Here is an 18,367-nt window from a genome sequence, read left to right on the forward strand (position 1 = left end):
GACGATAATTTGGGCGCTACCCCCATCAGTTCAGCGGTGCAACTAGCGGTTAGAAATTGAGTGGTGGATCTTGGGTAGCAGGCTTTCCTAATCACTGTCATTAAACCCGCAAAGAGAAGAAATATCCTGAGAAGAAGCTTGTTGATCCTATTGTCCTACGGCCAGGTCCAAGATACTAGAAAGAAATTCAGTTTGACTATTTCCATCTCTCTAGAAAACTGGAAATCGCATCAAACCAAGCTTCAAAAAATACGATACGAGGAGATGTAATAAGTGAAAAAGTTAATCGAATTCAAAAAAGTAACGAAAGAATACAAAATAGGAGAAGTGCCAATCAAGGCCCTTGATGGTGTTGATTTATCCATATCAGAGGGAGAATTCGTCGTTATTTTGGGTGCAAGTGGTGCGGGTAAAAGTACGATTTTGAACATTCTTGGCGGTATGGATACGCCTACTTCAGGTCAAGTGTTGGTTGGTGATCAAGAAATAACAAGATTCAACGAAAAAAAATTAACAGAATATCGCGGTGAGAAAGTAGGCTTTGTCTTTCAATTCTATAACTTAATTCCGAATTTAAACGCGCTAGAAAATGTTGAATTTGCCACTGAAGTATGTAAAAACCATCTGGATGCTAAAGATATTTTACATAAAGTTGGATTAACGAATCGTATCAAAAACTTCCCTTCCCAGCTCTCTGGAGGAGAACAACAAAGAGTTGCTATAGCTAGAGCTGTTGCAAAAAATCCCTTACTTTTACTGTGTGATGAACCAACCGGAGCTTTGGATTATGTGACAGGTAAGGCTGTTTTAAAGCTTCTTCAAGATTTGAACAAAGAAACGAAGAAGTGCGTCGTTTTGGTTACACATAACACCGCGATTGCTCCTATGGCGGATAAAATTATTAAGGTGAAGAGCGGAATGATCGAAAGCGTTACGGTGAATCACGACAAACAGAATGTTGAAGGGATCGAGTGGTAATGATGAAGTTATTTTTGAAGTTATTAAGGGATATTAAACACTCTATCGTTCAATTTATTGCCTTAGCTTTGGTTATCGCAGTAGGAGCTTTTTTCTATTCGGGGCTGAATAGTTATAGCAATAAGCACAGTGCTTATACGGAGACTTACTTTAAAGAACATAATTTAAGCGACTTAAATGTATATTACAGTCAAATTTCCAGGGATGATGTGGCCGGTTTAAGCGAAGTTGAAGGTATAAATAAAATAGAAGGACGTTACACCTTTGATACCACGCAAGTTTTTGAAGATTATAAAGCTTCATTAAAAGTTCATTCGATCCCTGTAAACAACGAAATAAATACGCCTACTATGATTGAGGGCAATATCCCGTCAAAAAAGGGTGAGATCTTCTTAGATTCCCATTATGCAAAAGAACATCATTATCAGACTGGAGATACAATCAGTATCAATGCGAATGGAAGAGAGGTTGCGTTTACAATTAGCGGCTTGGGTGAGAATGTTGAATATGTAAAAAAGAACCCCACACAAGACCATAAAACCGACGGAGTCGCTTATATTGCCGAAGAGACAATACCTGAAATCTTGGACGGCTTTTACTATAATGAAATCATGATTGATGCTAAAGAAGGTTACGATATTGACAAATTAGGCAAATCAATTGAAGGACAATCCAAACAACTTACTTATTTAGACCAAACAAGTAAGGAACGGACTTACGGTTATTCTCAAATAAAACAAACGATATATAATAATAGTATGATGAGTAAGGTTATACCTTTAGTTCTCTTTTTGATCTCAGCTATCATCCTATTTCTTACCATGTCGAGGACGATCGATTCTGAGCGAAATCAAGTAGGTATCATGAAGGCTCTGGGTGTAAAGAACCGAAACATCATGCTTCATTACATGGGATACCCTGTGCTGGTAGGTATAGTAGGTTCAATCATAGGATGTGCCATGGCCGCTCTCGTATTTATTCCATTAGTAACTGCGTCGAGTGCAAGGTCCTACACTCTACCTGACATTACATTCTCACTATCTTGGTATTCGATCATTCCTTCCATCATTTTCTCTAGTGCTTTTGGACTCCTGTCCTGTTACTTAAGTGGCCGAACCATATTAAAAGAACGTGCGGCTCAGGCTATGCGTCCTAAACCGCCAAAGAAGATGAAAAAGCTATTAATAGAAAGAGTTCCAGGTATTTGGAGTCGTATTTCCTACAGTTACAAACTCATTTTGAGAAATATATTTTTAAATAAACAAAAAGCTTTAGCGAGCTCAATTGGTGTGGTTGTAAGCACGGTGTTATTGATAACGGCTTTGGGCACTCAATCGTCCTTGATCAAAATAGCTAACCAAATTGAAGATGTTTATACGTATGATTTAAGAGTAGATTATAAGTTGGGCACATCTTCTGATACGTTACAACTACCCTCCGGTATTAACAAAAGTTATTTTACATCCACCTTTCCTGTTGAATTCATCAAAGATAATGAAAAAGAAAATGCCACTTTAGTTGTTACGGAAAAAGAAAACAATCTCATTCATTTCTTTGACAAAAATGACAATAGGCTATCTTTAGAAAATAATGGTGTGCTAGTACCCCAATCTTACGCTGACAACTATCATATTGTAGAAGGGGATATCATTAAAATAAAGTTCACGGCACCAGAGCTTAAAAATAAATCTGTGGACATGAAGGTTTTAAAAATATCTACACAGTATACGAACCCGTCGTTTTATATCACACCAGCCTATTTAAAGAGCTTTGGCATAGACTACAGTCCAACCTCGCTTTTAGTTGAAACCAATAGCTCGACAGATTTTATAAGCGTTCGCAACTTCTTTGAACAAGATCATCATGTAGATACAATTGCAGATAAGACGGATCTAAAGAAAGCAGCTCAATATACTTTGAAACAAAACAGTTTTATGTTTATTATGTTTATCATTTGTGCCGTCTTACTCTCCTTTGGCGCCATATATACGATATCTTCCATAAACATTTATGAAAGGAATCGTGAGCTTGCAACACTTAAGGTATTAGGCTATCAAAAACATAAAATAAACAGACTTATATTTTTTGAAAACATCATACTAACCATATTTGCGGTAATTGTAGCTTTACCGATAAGCGGCTATATTTATACAATTATTGTAAAGGCACTGTCTAGTACCCATCAACAAATCCCAGATAAATTAAATATTTTTATAATGTTGGTATCTGTTATTCTTGCATTCTTACTTACCATTCTATCTAACTTACTACTTAGGAGAAAAGTAACCAAAATAAATATGATTGAATCATTAAAAAGTATAGAATAATGGAGAAATAGCCTTAAGTTCTTGGAACTTAAGGCTATTCAGCCTGTTGAGAAACCTCAACAGGCTGAATAAGCTTAGTTTTTTTCAAAAAGGGTTAATTCAACAATCCATTCGGTTTAGGCATCCCCGCTATTTGGCGAGTATTATCATATCAGCAGGCCATTCTCCACTACTACTAAAGCTTCATCCAATAATTTAGCAAACTCTGATTTTGTAGCCTCAGCACTATATTCCATTAACGATATATTTACCCCAACAACCACTCCGGCAAAGGTTCGTACTGCTAGATCATCAGAATTACTACCTACTCGTTTGGCGACAATCTGTGTTAACAGCTGCATCATCTGTGTTAAGTTGTTCAGCGCTGCCGCGCGTAGCTCCGGGACCGCCATGATCAGTTGATTTCGCTGACGTGTTGTTTCCCACTCATCGTCAGTGATCTCGTTAATTCCCGAAATCATGGCATTTCGAACGGCTTGTAAGGGATTCAACTCTGACGGTTGATTTTCAAATGCAGCGACGAGAAGAGGATCATAATTATCGGTTAATACCACGTCCTCTTTTGTAGCAAAATAACGAAAAAATGTACTCGGTGAGATTTCCGCAGCTTCAGCAATTTGTTCAACCGTTGTCGCATGATAACCATTTTCTCGAAAAAGCCTTAATGCATGCGTCTGAACATTGGCCATCGTTTTCGCTTTTTTTCGCTCACGTAATCCGACTTTTTGTTTCGCACCCTCAGACATCCTTTTGCACTCCTAACAAAGTCAAATTAAACTCGATGTGATTCAAGCATATTGTCACTTAAATTAGAGTCAGTGTCAACTTACACTCAAGTTCATAACCCATCAACTTTCACTGATTACCGACCAAGAAAGTGTCGTTTTCCTAATCGACGCCAAGGATATAGTTCTTCTGGTTAATCCGTTTTTGCCGCCCCTTTACCGTTTGTTTCATTTTACGGCTTGATTTAAATCTGTCACCCGCGTTTCGAACCATAAGATTTATTAACATTGTTTATATGAATGGCTATCGTCTTTTGGCGCTCCAACGCGATCACTCCCTTTCTGCCATTGATAAGGTACAACCAAACTTTTCCTTAACTTAAAGACTAGTTCTGGAATGTTTACTCTCTACCGTGCGCGCTTTTAAAAGACCGAAGGTAAAAGCAATTCCAACAACCGCAGCTCCTACACATACCCAGAACATATTGCCCATGCCGCCGACAAAAGAGGTTTTAACAGAATGAACGAGCGAATCTGAACCGATTTGACGCGCGGCCGCCATACCGGCAGATACATTTCGTTGCGCGACTTCAAAAGCATCCGCGGGCCATTCATCCAGGTTGAGATTATTTCGATAACCAGCGCTCAGAACAGTCCCTAGAATTGCGACTCCTAACGTTCCTCCAACCTGTCTGATGGCCATAAGAAGTGCCGATCCCACACCGCTTCTCTCGGGTGAAAGTGCTGAGATAGCTACATCCATCGCAGCCGGGAGTGCAAATCCAATGCCAAGTCCCACTGCAGAAATCCAAATGGAAGTAAATCCGTATCCGGTCGAGATATCTGTAGCGCTACCCATCGCCAACCCAATTCCAAGCAGTAAAGATCCAAGAACAATTGCCGTCCTGGTTCCGAATCGTGACTGCAGAGCATCCGATATAGGCGATCCAATCACTAGCCCGATAACGAGCGGCAATAGTCTCAAACCGGCGCTTAGCGCGTCTACTTCTAACACGGCCCGAAGATATTGAGGCAAAGCGAACAATACGCCGAATAGAGCAAAAGAGATGATAGAGCCTATCAAGGTTCCACCTGTAAAACTTCGAGATCGGAATAACGAAGGGTCAACCAATGGTTGAGTGGTTCGAGTCTGATATACAACAAACCAGAATAAGAGAAGTATGCCTGCAATAACTGACGTTAATGTTACTGCATCGCTCCAGCCTCTTTCACCCGCTTCAATAACACCATACGTTAAACCGATCAACCCTATGCTTGAAAGCAACATCCCCGGAAAATCCACAGCGCGGCGTTCTTCGCTCCGAGATTCAGGCAAGAGGAAAGTTACTGCTATTAGCGATAAAATAACCAGTGGAATATTGATGATAAATACCGAGCCCCACCAATAGTTGTTAAGGAGCCAACCTCCAAGAATAGGACCAAACGGTATTCCAATCGCATTAGCCATCATCCAAATTGCAATTGCTTTCGGCCTTTCCTTTTCTGAAAATATCACTGGAATAATCGCCATGGACAATGGCACAAGCATGGAAGCGCCTAAGCCGAGAAAGACACGCGCTGTTATAAGTTCCCATGGCAATGTGGAATACGCGCACGCAAGGGAGGCTGCACCAAAAATGAGCAATCCGGCAATAAGCATCCTCTTGCGCCCGATTCTATCCCCTAGCATCCCCATCGGAAGCAGCATCGCGGCAAAAACAAGATTATATGCATCGGCAAACCATTGAAGCTCGGCATTTGTTGCGTGCATATCTTCGGCCAAAATCGGCAAAGCCAAATTTAAAATCGTCATGTCCAGTCCAACCGCAAGAATTCCGAATGCAAGTGAAGCCAGTACCCACCATCTTTGTTTATATTGCGAATTCATACTGAAAGCACCCTTTCTTATTATGACATTAACTTTCATTTAGTAGTTTATATACTTTGACCCTAACTGTCAATATTTAATTTATCAAATGTTCAGTGCTGCTGCTGCTGATATATCTCGCATCGCAGCGCGCAACTGAGCAAGAGAAGTTGATTCAAAGCCGTGTTCCCATGCTGGTCTTTGGGCTATGGATTTCGTCTTGTGTTGGAGACTCATCCGACCATGAACGCCTCAATTTGGATTCGTGTACCTCAAGCCGTGCGTTTGCCTCCGGCTTCCTTCAGACCCCGCCTCACGGCGGGCGCCCTTGCCTTTGGCTAATGGCAGGCGCTCGCCAGCCCCCATTCCGGACTTTCACCGTAGAGATGACGCCAATGCTGGACGTACATACAACAATCTGGCTCATGCTTCTCAGCATGAGCCAGTTCGAAGTCTGCAATTGCAGGAATATATATTGACACTACTGCCCCCATATGTCAGGGTGCAAATAAAGACAAAAACAGTATCTTTACCGTCTGTGTTTAAGATAATAAAAACCATCGGTTGTATATTGAACCAAACTAACTATAAATAGGAGGCAGAAGAGCTTGTTTTCTTCCTCCTGGCACCGATTTATTGTTCTTCGTAATTCGCCAATATTCTTCGAATATAGTTTTGAAAAGCTTCTCTAATATCAGAAGGCTCTATGATCTCGCATTTATCTCCAAACCTCAAAAGTACATCATAACCGGATTCATTATTGATAATTGGAAAAGTAGCCAGACAGCTATTCCCTTCTACACTAATAATGTTCTCCTCGCCGTACCTTTCAATCACTTTATCCTTTATAGATAAGGCAATTCGGATCGTGACTGGAACCCATTCCCGGCTTATCCAATCTGATCCCTCCATTGCAAGGGGGGAAAAGTCGCGGGGCACAAACGTTTCTGGCAATACATAAAGCCTGCTCATCCGAGCCAATTTAAATATTCGGTAATCCTCTTTTAAGGTGCAGAAAGCTTGCAAATACCAACTGCTTTCTTTAAAAACAACTTGATACGGCTCTATTTTTCTGGTGGTAACATTCCCGTCCTTATCGATATAATCAAAAACCATATATCGCTCTTTGCTTAGGGCGGTTTCTATGCTGCTTAAAAGAGAACGCAAGGATTGATTCCCTTGATTTAAGGATAAATCGATAGCGTATCTGCTTTCTTTTTTAGATTGCCCGCCTTCACGTCTTATACAGTTTAGCTTTTCCAGAACATTAACGATTTCTTTATGATCGTATAACTGTCTGTAGCTTTCTAGACTCGTTGACAGTGTTTGAACATCCTTGAGCGTGAACAGTTTTTTATCGATTTTATATGACTTCATTAAACCGACTCCACCTGCAACTCCTTGAGTGGTGAAAATTGGCAGTCCCGCCATCGTTAAGGTATCGATATCTCTATAAATGGTTCTATTGCTTACCTCTAGCTTTTTGGCAAGTGCTCCTGCATTCATAACCTCGTTCTCCAAAAGAATCATGATCATGGCGATCAGACGATCAATTTTCATAAAGTCACCTCAACTCTAAGTATGCCATACTGTTGTCATATTTAGTATGCTACGTTATTCATGTATCAACAAAAAATATGCAGGAGGAAATTGAAATGAGTAACTTTAGAGTTGAAAGAAAAGAAAGCTTCCGTTTGGTTGGTTATAAAACGGCTTTAGAGGGATCGAGCAACGCACATTCCCCTCAATTTACCAATCAAAAAACGACATTTTTCATAGGAGCCATTGAGAATGGGCAAATGGCGCTCCTTCGTCCACTTGCTGAAGGTTCGTATGGCTATGCCGCGATAGCTGTGGAAAAAGGGAATGTTTTCTATTATGCGGGAGTCAAAACCTCGCAGCCTGCATTGGATCAAACAGAAGAGGTTCTGTTTCCGGAAAGCGATTATCTAGTCCTTACAGAGAAACGGCGGATTGTCGCGTTTAGCCTTCGACAGGTTGGAGGATCAGGCATTTAACGATCTATTAAATGAAGATTATGAATGGACCTATACAGGTGCTCCTATCGCTGAAATTCTGCTGAATGGAAAGCCGTCTGATGCCCAGGTTGAAGTATGGGTACCCGTAAAGAAACGAAATGACCGTTAAAGAGTTGCTTCATCTCTAATTCTTCAGGTATAAAACCAAGCGCACCGATAAACTGGACAAGCGATTTTAGGAAAAGCATCGTATAATAAAAAGAGAACGTGAAGCATTAATAAAGCTTGAAGTTAAACAGCATTTAATGCATTTACTCAAATAATGAATAACGAACAACAGCCCTTCACCACCTTATTTAGTTGTAAAGGGCTGTTGTTGTGCATTTTGGATGCAATGACACTACCGACTCCACATGTGTGGAGTAAGCAGAGTCAACACATATGATTTATATAATTCTAGTGCGCCTAAATCGAATTGCGAGTCTGATCCTTAATGCGTTGATAGAGGATAACTTCATCATTATTAACAGATCGTTACCGTTTGCGCCCAATTGCTTGGGCATCGGAAATCGGTGTTCGCCTTTTTACACGTTCTAGTATGAAAGTAAATTCAGTAGAGCATGACAAAGATATTGCTTCTTGAATAACTCGTTCATCCGAAAAATTGTACAATATCTGTAGAAAGAGTAGACGAAAAAGCAGCACATGGATAAAACTAAAATCTACAAGGCGATGAATTTTTCTCAATAAGTGATGTTCAGGTGCAAGATTATATAATTCCATATGGAATCATCCAGTTATTTGTTTACCAGCGTACAACAACAGACTCATCTCACTTTACTTTTCTTCCATTATACAACAAACCCAGTACCATCAAGGCACTGGGTTTCATTTTATAGATACTGTATTCATTTAGAGGGCTCTCGATTGGAGGTGAATGAGTTATTTATTTTCATAACGCACTAAGCCGTAGTTCATAAAAATACTGCACAATTGGATGCTTTAACTTCATCTTCTCGGTCATGTTTAAAATTCGTTTTTTTCCAACCCGTCTGTCCACCAAAGCTAGAATATTCAATAAGATATCATCGCTCTCTATGCTTTCCTCTATAGAAATGGATAAAAATTTATTAGCTGTAACGACAAAATTTGATTTACTTAATGATGATTGCGCCGACAAAAGCTCTTTTGCATATTCTGTTATTTTTCTATTTCTTGCAATTACTTTTAGCCGATCCTCCGGCACTGTTCCCTTGGTATCTTTTCTGACTGCTTCAATTTCTTCATTGCTAATCGGAATTTGGATATTTGCATCATTCTTAATTTCCAGCTCCGTCTGATACCATCTGATTAAGTTAGTTGTATCACTCATATTAAATACGTTCTTTTTATCTACTGCAATATAACAAAGCCCTGCTTTATCGGGTAAATAACGATAGCTCGTTGCACGGTATTCGACCCTTCCATGTAACGCAGGACATAGAAAACTCTCCAGATTTTGTTTCAATTTGCTCCAGCTCATGTACTACTCCTTGTTCTATATTTTTCGTACCTGAAAAATAGACCTACTCCCTTGTTTCTGTAAGAATAACTCTATTACAATTGTTCATCTTGACAAAAAAACACCACCTCGCTTGTTTGGTATCATGGAAGTACGACCAACCATGCCAACAAAAAAGATGGATAGCTCTAGGTTACAACAACATACCTTATCTGAACAGTCTCGTTTTTCCAAACTTTTTGCCTCGCTTCACGTCAGGAAAGCTCTGCGACACGAAGGCATTTCCAAATCGTTAGGTCTTACCCTACCATTATTACCAGCAAATACATACATGATTGGCTTCTGTTCATGCATGAGACACATACCATCAGTATCGACATTTGTTTCAATTATAACACAGCAGAATAATCTGACAGCACATATTGAATTACCTCTGCACAGGAGATAGTGTGTCGTGATTGTTTAGGCATTGCAGAGATCCGCTCCTTAGCATGATAGTTATATTCTTCAAGCCCTTGTTATTCTGTCTAACCTAGTGTAGCCGATCCACTTGTATCAAAGAATGATTGTATAAGTCATAAATTGAGGTTAGTATTTCATGTATGAGAAGCTATGGAAGAGGCCATAAGAGTCTTGCTAAGGCTGATCCATTAATCGAGAAGGGTATTAAATAACTTGTCGGACAAGTAATAACTAAATTCATATTTGTAGAGGTGTTACCCCATGGATCAACAAGAGTTGAACAAGCATTTAGTTCATATCGTCCAAGAATACGGATCAAAATGGAACAACATTGAAGATCACATCTATAAACAGTATGAACAAGAAGAAGCTGAATTAAGAGAAAAATATACAGGTGATGAATATCATTATGTACAACGAACAGATTGGCACGAACAATTCTCTGGGCTGATCGGTCCTATTTTTGTTGAATACTGTACCGATAAAAAGAGGGTGTATGGCGGTAGAAGCAGACAGAGCTTTGGTTTTCCGGTGAAGTTCAATGGGATAGAGCACTCTATTGAAACAAATGTTGAACTTAAGAATAAAAACCGTGCAGAAGTTTATTTCAAAACAGAAACTAACTTTAATGATGAATACCTGTTTGTGTTATTGAGAAAAGCCGACACATGGAAAATTGATAATTATAAAAATAGGCGTTATGGCAATGAAAAGTGGAATACTTGCATACTCTGAATTACATTCAAATTAAGCACTTTATCGACATTGTAAATAGAAGGGTTCAAGAATCTTTTACAGAATCTCGAACCCTTTTGCTTATTCTTTACTTCTCACTATCAACGCACAATACTCCACATGTGTCACAAGTATGTAAAAAAGAGCAATCTTAATATATTCTCGAAATCCCGCTTCTTTAATGGAAAACAGCGACTTTGATATCTTTTTTAAACCGCATAATGCATGTGTATTATTTTTCATTTCACAAGAAAGTATAAATTTGTTTTTTCTGTTCACTTTATTCAAGAAAAAAGAAAGCAAGTACTACAAGTAAACTACTAATACCACTCAAATTCGAACCCATAGTTGAAATAGACGATTGTTTCTAACATTTTTCCATCAATGTCTTACTACTAGAGATTCGTTCAAAAACAACTAACATTAAGGTCATTAGTAAAGCGAGAACAACTGTGCCGGCACTGACCCAACTAAGATTCAATACAGATGTGCCACTAATCACAAGACCTCCTAATCCCGAACCTAGAGCGAATCCAAATTGAATAAATGAAGTGTTCACACTTAAGGCGATATCAGGAGATTTTGGTACCAGCGTAACTAAATATAGTTGTTGGGCTGGAGAAGTACTCCACGTAGCTATCATCCAAATCATGATAACGGCAATAATGACAACTAGATTTGCCCCGATCATTGCCAGTGAAATCAACATGATTACTTGTAGTATTAATCCCGTTAGGATCGTAAATTTTGGTCCTTTTTTATCCGCTGCTATCCCTCCAATGATAGAGCCAATGAAGCTACAAATTCCAGCAAGTAATAAAACACCACTAATTTCTGCAATTGTGAGATTTGCTGAAACTTGTAAGAATGGTGTTAAATAGGTGAACAATGTGGAGTAGCCACCTATATAAAACAACGTCACTGCAACTGCGAATACAATTCTTTTATCTTTTAATATGGATAATTGCATACCAATCGTAACTGGTTCTTGTTCCTTAATAGTAGGAACACTTCTATAAACAACGAGTAGTGGAATAATTGTTATCAAACCAATTAAAACGAATAATGCCTTCCATCCTATGATCCCACTGAGAAATGTGCCAAGTGGTACTCCAAAAACTAAGGAACTACTTAAACCCATTAAAATAATCCCAATAGCACTTCCTCTTTTTTCATTTTCAACAAGGCGAGTAGCAACAGCCATTGCTACGACTATAGCAATCCCACCACTTAATCCTTGCAAAATTCGTGTGAAAAGAACCATTTCAAAAGAATGACTAAAAAAAGTGATAAAATTACTTAAAATGAAAAGAATAAGCATCGATAACAATATTTTTTTGCGGTCAAAATTAATGGTGAGGGCAATGACAATAGGTGCAACAATAGCCGCTGAAAGTGCAAATGAAGTGACCAATAACCCAGCAACAGATGTAGATACACTTAAGTCAGTTGCTACCATTTGAATGATACCTGTGATAATATATTCAATCGTTCCAATTAGAAAGGCTGCTAGGGCAAGCAAATAGATGACTGTTTTATTTTTCATTGAAACATTTCTCCTTCGTACAACAAATTCTGCTTTTATCAAAATAAACGAGCAGTATAACTCTCATCCAAAAATTAAACTCAGTTTACCTGATTTAGAATTTGTAAAATGAACCAAATATTCATTGGAAATTTTACTTCATAGTTCAATTGGGATTTGAATTTCAATTAATCTATCTTCTTGATTTTCAGACAATGGTAAATAAATTTCTCTACCCGGTTGATCTTCTTTCACTCGATATCCATTTTTCTCTATCCATGTCGCTAAATCAATACAAGCAGTTTGTGCAAAGGTTGAATTCGAATGAAATAAAAGCGTAGCCATCGTCTCCGTTGGTAAAGAACGTATATATAACTCTTTTGGAAGAGATGTTATTTCACCTTTGACAGAATAACCTACTTCAAATTCAAAACCACTTTCTTTTTCAAGCGATTCCCTCCATAGAACGGTTTGAGGTTCTGTTATCCATTCTTCATTATATTTATCTAACAAATGATTGAGTGTTTGAAAAAGTGAAGGAATCTCCTTTACTGATCCGAAGGAACGAAAAGAAATGAGTCGCTTGCTTTCGACTGTTTTTATGATAACCTCCTGCTCCTTTTCAACACTCCCTTCTCGTCTGATTAAGTGCATACGTTCCTTAATACGAACTAATTTTTCTTGTTCCCTCTCTAGCAATTGTTGAATTTCGCTCTCTTTGAGCTTAAACATACCCTGAATTTGATCTAAGGAAATTTCTTCATGAAGGAGTTGAGCAATTTGCTTTAAGGTAAAACCTAATTCTTTGTATAAAAAAATTCGATTTACATCAAAAAGTTGCTCTGCTGAATAATATCGATACCCTGTATCTCGATCCGTTTTTTGGGGCTTTAATAACTCAATTTGGTCATAATATCGCAACGTTTTTACGGGAACTTTACTTAACATAGAAAAATCACCTATTTTAAACATCTTAAATCCTCCATTTTGTTTATTTGATCCAAAGTATAAACCCTTCAGTAAGGGGGAAGGTCAAATGATTTTTGAAAAAGTTTCAAATAATTATTTATAAATGACAATACTACAGAACTAAATTGCGGTGTGAATGCAAAGTGGTATTAAAAAAAGATATTGCTTTTCACACAATATCTTTTTTAATCAGTATGTTTTAGTTTTGTAATTACTTTACAATCTATCACTAAAAATTATTTACATAGCACTTTATTCCCTGAACCGTTACCCCCTATAAAATTGAGTTCATATTTGATTTGCCGCACCTCATTTGCACATGTCCTCTAATATTGGCATTAAACTCTTTCCTTTTGGTGTTAAGGAGTATTCTACCTGCCACCGATTAACGATAATGTTGGACTGTCAACACAAATCAGACAACTTTTTTAAGGGCTAATCTTCTGTAGTCAACTGGGCTCATACAGCCTAGTGTTCATGAATGCGACGCATATCGTACCAATTAATGTAATCAACAAGTTCTAACTTCAGATGTTGTTGGCTTTGAAAACTCATCTGATTTGTAAATTCAGTCTTCATAATCTTGAACGTTGCCTCAGCCAACAGCATTATCGTAGGGGCAACCTTTCATACTTAGAGAGCGATCAATGTTGAACGCTGTTAATGTCTCATCAATTAATTTGTTTTTAAACTCACGACCTCGATCGGTGTGAAATAGCTGTATTTGACGTAAATCTCCCTGCACAGAAGCAAACGCACGAGATACTGCATCTTTATTTGGACCAACGCTAGAGCCAATAATTTCTCGGTTAAAAAGATCGACAAATATACAGATATAGTGCCATCTGTTTTTCACTTTGACATAGGTGAGATCACTTACAACCACTCGCTTAGCCATTGGCTGCTTGAACGTTCGTTTGCATGCTTAGATTCGTTACATGTCGTCTTTTGTGGCTTATATTGAGCTACTGTGTAGGTAGAGACTAGGCCTTGCTGCTGCATGATTCGGCCGATTCGACGCCTAGATACGGTCATTCCTCGTTCACGAAGTTGAACTTTTATTTTTCTAGTACCGTAGGCTTTACGGTTCTTATTGAATATTTCAACGATTGACTCGTGACAGGGTCTTCGCTCGTGACTTCCCATTATCGTATAATTGAATTGAACCATTCGCCTTTTGAATTCTTCTGTGAAATGTACGTCTTTCTCTTGGCATAGTAGATCTGCTCCTAGTTATGATGTGTTTATTCTACTAGTCCTTAATCTTTCTGTCCAACTAATTGTAGCCGATCCAAGTTTGGATTTGACTTGTGCTGAAGGCACCGCTGTACGACATATAATTTTACCTCTAAAGATGCTGGACTTCTTTTAGACATTAGAAAAACTCCCATCATTGTAGCAGTAGAAGTTTTTGTTTTTTCTACTGTCTACTATGATGGGAGCATTCATTTCAGGGCATTCGGCTCTTTTAGAATATCTAATAAAAGAGAGCATCCAGTAATTCTGGCGCTCTCTTGGTCATATCATATATCGTATAAAATCTTAAAATTAATCATTCTATTTTAAATAATTTACTTTCTTGAGATAATTCAACAACAATATGGGCTTTATCAAGCAGGCTTACAGGCAACTTATCCTTCAGAATAGAAACAACCAACTGAATATTTTTTTTACCTACATAATCTGCAACCTTAATTAATTGATTATCGTGCATTAATTCTTTTTTGTCATTTAGAAGGAAGTGCAAACTCGGTATCTTTTCCTCATCAGCAAATAATATAGCTGCAAGATCAAAACATAGAATCTCACCTTGCTTTTTTCCTGAGCTTAAATTAGCATTAAATGCGCTGAATTTATATATTTGCTGTTGGCTCTTTTTATGAATGACTTTATCATACTTCAATGCATACTTCTCACCGTACAATTCAAAAGAAATCTCAGAGAAGTGTTTGTTAAACTTGTTGATTTGGCCTTTTAACTTTTCTTCAAAACTTCCTGAAAATAATATATCATCAATCACTTTAATTTGGATATTAATTTCTTCAATGTTTTTCTCTACTTCATCTAACTGTGATATAACACTCTCATATTCACCCTTAGTTCTATACTTATCATTTAAATCAGATATAATCTTTTCTAACTCCTCAAAAGAGTCACCTTTAGATATAGTCGTCGCTAACTCTTTCTCCTGAGTTAACAATGAATTCAAGTTTTTTCCTTCTGTCTCAATTTTTACTATTAAAGAAGGTAAATCAGAAGTTATAAACTTAATTTTCTCCACAACCATATTGTTATGATAAGCTACTAACTCTTCAAAAGTCTTCTGAATATTACCCATATTAGCATTAGCCTCAGCATAGAGCATTTCCAATTGCTTCAAGTCCATATCAGCTTTACTATTTTCCATTTCCTTTTGGGCCTCTTCTATGAGGTTCTTTCTAATGTTCATTTTACTTATGTTAGAACTGCTTTTATTAATTTGAAACTTTACGAAGTTAAGTTGCTCTAACTGACTTTCAAAATTTTCATTCAAATTGAAATTTGACTTCTTCTCTTTTAATTGGGCTATTTCTTCTTCAAGCATTTCTAAAGCAATTTCATAAGCTGTTTTTGTTTGTTTTTTTTCCAGTCTTTCCTTGAAGACTTCTTCTTGCTTTATTTTTGCCACTAATGCTTGCTTCTTTGCACCTTCATCAAAGTCACAACCTAATAAGAATAAATATAAAGTCTCATACTCAACATCAGAGGTATACTTGTTCAAAGTCTTAAGTGTATTACTTATATTCTCATCCTTATATCTAATATTGTGAGAGATGATCTGTCTGAATGTCGGTTTCTCAGAATTATGGTTGGGAAAAAGAAGCCTCTGTAACTCATCTTCAAAATCCTTTTCAAGTATCGGTTTACCATTAATTCTTCTAATGTTCTTTTTTCCCGTCAAAAAATTACGTTCAATTACTACTTCATCTGATGCCTCATCTGATAAATCCTCGACAAGAATAAGAGTAATTAATACTTCCTCGGTTACAAGAAAATCTTTAACCAAGCCATAGACTTCTTTTTTATTCTCTGTATCGGAATATATTATGGAAGCGTTAGATCCTAAACAAAAGTCGATTAGCTTCAATACTGTTGTTTTCCCTACATTATTCCCAGTTGATTTATCATCGTTGGATGGTGTTTCGTCAATGATTAGGTTCAATCCGGAATGAAAAGTTAGTTCTCTTATTGTCTCTGTACGACTCGTTATTTTCAGCGTTTTTATGAACATAATTCCACCCATCCATCATCGTCTATCTTTGCAGAATCAATTAGATAGAGCCAATCTAAACAAAGCATAAAAGTGGGGAAAGACATGTTATATTGGCTTTTAATCCTTTGATACAGATCAAAGACTTGCTGTTTGGCATGTTGTTTGAGTTCTTTCAAAACTAAAGCTCCATTATAGTAAATGCTAAGCTGGGGATGAATATTATCCGGCAATAACATGGCTATATCCCTCCGGATTCTTGAAAATTTTGCATCGTATAAAAGCATCTACGACTAAAATGCAGACGCAGAGCTCCAACTCTTCGTACGGAATTTCGATATAATTTTTGCTCTCGATGATTATCTTGGTTATGTTATCAATTATACTGTAGAAAAGTTCTTTGGAGTTAGTTTTTTCATGTTGCAGCATTGTGTACTGCTTTTTAATTATTTGAAAAACGGAAAAGCTTTTATTCGAACCTTCTCTATCGAACTCAGCATATTTTTCATCTAACTTTTGGTAAAATATCTTATAATCATCTATTGTGTCTTTTGCATCCGACAAATCGTTAAAGATTACTTTTTTATCAATCTCAAAGGAGTTTATTTCTGGCGATTCAATACAATTAGCAAGATTCTCACTTGCAAGTATGTTTATGATGGTCGCAAGATTTGTATCTACTTTAAGTATATCAACATCATTTCCGAGTTCCTTTTTTACAAATTCATATACCTCGCGCTGTTTGTCGATTTCCATGTCCAGTATAACATTTAATAATGTGTTTATATCCACAATGTCATCCGTGGGAGAAAAAGTAGCATTATGCGGATTAATAAAACTCATTTCCCGAAGCTTGTTTGCATCCTTAGCAATTGAAACAAAAATGAAACGGTAGCCTGAATACCTAAGGAATATGTCCTTATTTAACGAGCCTTCAATTTTTTGTTTTGTACAGGTTGAAGACACTTGGGCTACAACTTTGTGGTTTACATCCACCAAATCAATGCCTTCAACATTCTGTTTAAGTATATTCATATTGACCAACGTAAGTCCAAACAATAAATTCATTAATTCGGCAAAAAACGTTTCTGAATAAATATTCAAATCCAATAAATTGATTTTTCCTCGTTTCTCAATTCGTCTTGCCAAAACTTCCAGCTTTTCTTCTATATAATTGAAGTATTTACTTCGATTCATTAGTCATACATACCCCTATTCAGAAATGATTTAAACCACGTTCATTGACTATTCGACAAATCATTGGAAATTCCTCTCCCATTGAAGTCCAATAAAAAAAGCGCCTAATAAAGACGCTCCATACACTTTACTACATGTCTACACACTCGACGTCAAAACCAAGGTCCAGCACGACCGAAACCTCGATTTTGTCCTTCAACACCTTATTTTTGAAATCTGCGCCATCCTTCGTGAAGGTTATAAAACCCGCAAAGTGTTGAAAAGAAAGGATTTCTACGTATTTATTCGTTGCATTCCTACTACGACCTCCACATGTGCCGTATGCGGGAACATATCGACCGGATGCACCCAAGCGAGGCGGTAGCCGCTGCCGCTCTGTACCTGGCAGTCCTTGGCCAAGGTGGCCGGGGCTGCACGACACGTACACGAGCCTTGCTGGACGGGCTTGCGCTATCGCCTGCAGCAGAGGGCATTCGCAGCCGATACGCGGCGGGTCGACGACAACGACGTCAGGCTGGATGCCGCGCTTGACCCACTCGGGCAGCAGCTGCTCGGCGCGGCCCTCGAAGAAGCGCGCGTTCTCGATGCCGCTTGCGCGCGCATTGTCCCGGGCATCCTGCACCGCCTCGGGAATGATCTCGATGCTCTGCTAGACTCGTAAGCTTTGCGAATGTTAAAACGGAGCTGGTATAAACGTGCACGCATCTGAATTCCACGTAATTGACTACTATATAAGTTGAACGAAAGAAGATAGCATTCAAAGTCGAACGCATAGGCGGTCAATGATTGCATGAGGGGACTTCATGATTTCATCCATAAACTGCCCGACACGCAGACGGATTTCGGAAACGG

General features: G+C 38.0%; 15 protein-coding genes and 1 pseudogene. 4 read left to right on the plus strand and 12 right to left on the minus strand.

All coding sequences use genetic code 11. The features are described from left to right. The first annotated feature begins 273 nt into the window (after nucleotides 1–273). Together M3650_RS28785 and M3650_RS28790 are read left to right on the plus strand one after the other, a co-directional pair. Complete coding sequence (locus M3650_RS28785; RefSeq protein WP_251579622.1) at nucleotides 274–978, plus strand: ABC transporter ATP-binding protein; 705 nt, start codon at nucleotides 274–276, stop codon at nucleotides 976–978. A gap of 2 nt (nucleotides 979–980) precedes the next feature. Beyond that, a complete protein-coding gene (locus tag M3650_RS28790) occupies nucleotides 981–3,305 on the plus strand; it encodes an ABC transporter permease (protein WP_251579650.1) in 2,325 nt (774 codons plus the stop codon). Nucleotides 3,306–3,451: 146 nt separating this feature from the next. Here the strand turns inward: M3650_RS28790 and M3650_RS28795 are convergent, their stop codons facing one another. The 3 genes from M3650_RS28795 to M3650_RS28805 all read right to left on the minus strand — a co-directional run bounded on the left by M3650_RS28795 (nucleotide 3,452) and on the right by M3650_RS28805 (nucleotide 7,457). Next, on the minus strand, nucleotides 3,452–4,051 hold the full coding sequence (locus tag M3650_RS28795) for an acyl-CoA-like ligand-binding transcription factor (protein WP_251579623.1): 600 nt from the start codon (nucleotides 4,049–4,051) through the stop codon (nucleotides 3,452–3,454). A 358-nt stretch (nucleotides 4,052–4,409) separates the two neighbouring features. Beyond that, on the minus strand, nucleotides 4,410–5,918 hold the full coding sequence (locus M3650_RS28800) for an MFS transporter (RefSeq protein ID WP_251579624.1): 1,509 nt from the start codon (nucleotides 5,916–5,918) through the stop codon (nucleotides 4,410–4,412). 612 nt (nucleotides 5,919–6,530) lie between these two features. Continuing rightward, entirely contained in the window at nucleotides 6,531–7,457 is a 927-nt protein-coding gene (locus tag M3650_RS28805) for a helix-turn-helix transcriptional regulator (protein WP_251579625.1), read from the minus strand. 95 nt (nucleotides 7,458–7,552) lie between these two features. Here M3650_RS28805 and M3650_RS28810 point away from each other — a divergent pair, with 95 nt between their 5' ends. Next, nucleotides 7,553–7,915: a hypothetical protein gene (locus M3650_RS28810; RefSeq protein WP_251579627.1), complete on the plus strand. Its 363-nt coding sequence runs from the start codon at nucleotides 7,553–7,555 to the stop codon at nucleotides 7,913–7,915. Nucleotides 7,916–8,828: 913 nt separating this feature from the next. Here M3650_RS28810 and M3650_RS28815 read toward each other — a convergent pair. Further along, a complete protein-coding gene (locus tag M3650_RS28815; protein ID WP_251579629.1) occupies nucleotides 8,829–9,398 on the minus strand; it encodes an SF0329 family protein in 570 nt (189 codons plus the stop codon). Between the two features lie 702 nt (nucleotides 9,399–10,100). Between M3650_RS28815 and M3650_RS28820 the strand changes: the two genes are divergently transcribed. Further along, nucleotides 10,101–10,574, plus strand: coding sequence for an NTF2 fold immunity protein (locus tag M3650_RS28820; RefSeq protein ID WP_251579630.1), 474 nt, complete (start codon nucleotides 10,101–10,103; stop codon nucleotides 10,572–10,574). 367 nt (nucleotides 10,575–10,941) lie between these two features. On the opposite strand, the gene M3650_RS28825 is transcribed toward M3650_RS28820, so the two are convergent. The 8 genes and pseudogenes from M3650_RS28825 to M3650_RS28860 all read right to left on the minus strand — a co-directional run bounded on the left by M3650_RS28825 (nucleotide 10,942) and on the right by M3650_RS28860 (nucleotide 18,137). Then, nucleotides 10,942–12,120 carry an MFS transporter gene (locus tag M3650_RS28825; RefSeq protein ID WP_251579632.1) on the minus strand — a complete coding sequence of 393 codons (1,179 nt, stop codon included), beginning with the start codon at nucleotides 12,118–12,120 and terminating at the stop codon, nucleotides 10,942–10,944. A 138-nt stretch (nucleotides 12,121–12,258) separates the two neighbouring features. Then, on the minus strand, nucleotides 12,259–13,071 hold the full coding sequence (locus M3650_RS28830) for a MerR family transcriptional regulator (RefSeq protein WP_233699231.1): 813 nt from the start codon (nucleotides 13,069–13,071) through the stop codon (nucleotides 12,259–12,261). Between the two features lie 306 nt (nucleotides 13,072–13,377). Continuing rightward, entirely contained in the window at nucleotides 13,378–13,464 is an 87-nt protein-coding gene (locus M3650_RS28835; protein ID WP_311295160.1) for a winged helix-turn-helix transcriptional regulator, read from the minus strand. A gap of 19 nt (nucleotides 13,465–13,483) precedes the next feature. Further along, nucleotides 13,484–14,178, minus strand: a pseudogene (locus tag M3650_RS28840) (IS3 family transposase); the annotation flags it as partial. A gap of 442 nt (nucleotides 14,179–14,620) precedes the next feature. Further along, nucleotides 14,621–16,351 (minus strand): DUF2326 domain-containing protein, encoded by a 1,731-nt coding sequence (locus tag M3650_RS28845; RefSeq protein ID WP_251579635.1) that lies wholly within the window; start codon nucleotides 16,349–16,351, stop codon nucleotides 14,621–14,623. Further along, on the minus strand, nucleotides 16,330–16,557 hold the full coding sequence (locus M3650_RS28850; RefSeq protein ID WP_087432069.1) for an ABC-three component system middle component 6: 228 nt from the start codon (nucleotides 16,555–16,557) through the stop codon (nucleotides 16,330–16,332). The genes M3650_RS28845 and M3650_RS28850 overlap by 22 nt, the downstream gene beginning before the upstream one ends. Next, nucleotides 16,541–17,515 (minus strand): ABC-three component system protein, encoded by a 975-nt coding sequence (locus tag M3650_RS28855; RefSeq protein WP_251579638.1) that lies wholly within the window; start codon nucleotides 17,513–17,515, stop codon nucleotides 16,541–16,543. The genes M3650_RS28850 and M3650_RS28855 overlap by 17 nt, the downstream gene beginning before the upstream one ends. Nucleotides 17,516–17,645: 130 nt before the next feature. Further along, nucleotides 17,646–18,137 (minus strand): hypothetical protein, encoded by a 492-nt coding sequence (locus tag M3650_RS28860; protein WP_251579640.1) that lies wholly within the window; start codon nucleotides 18,135–18,137, stop codon nucleotides 17,646–17,648. Between the last annotated feature and the right edge of the window lie 230 nt (nucleotides 18,138–18,367).

Source organism: Paenibacillus sp. MER TA 81-3 (assembly GCF_023713585.1).
GTDB classification, from domain to species: domain Bacteria; phylum Bacillota; class Bacilli; order Paenibacillales; family Paenibacillaceae; genus Paenibacillus_B; species Paenibacillus_B profundus.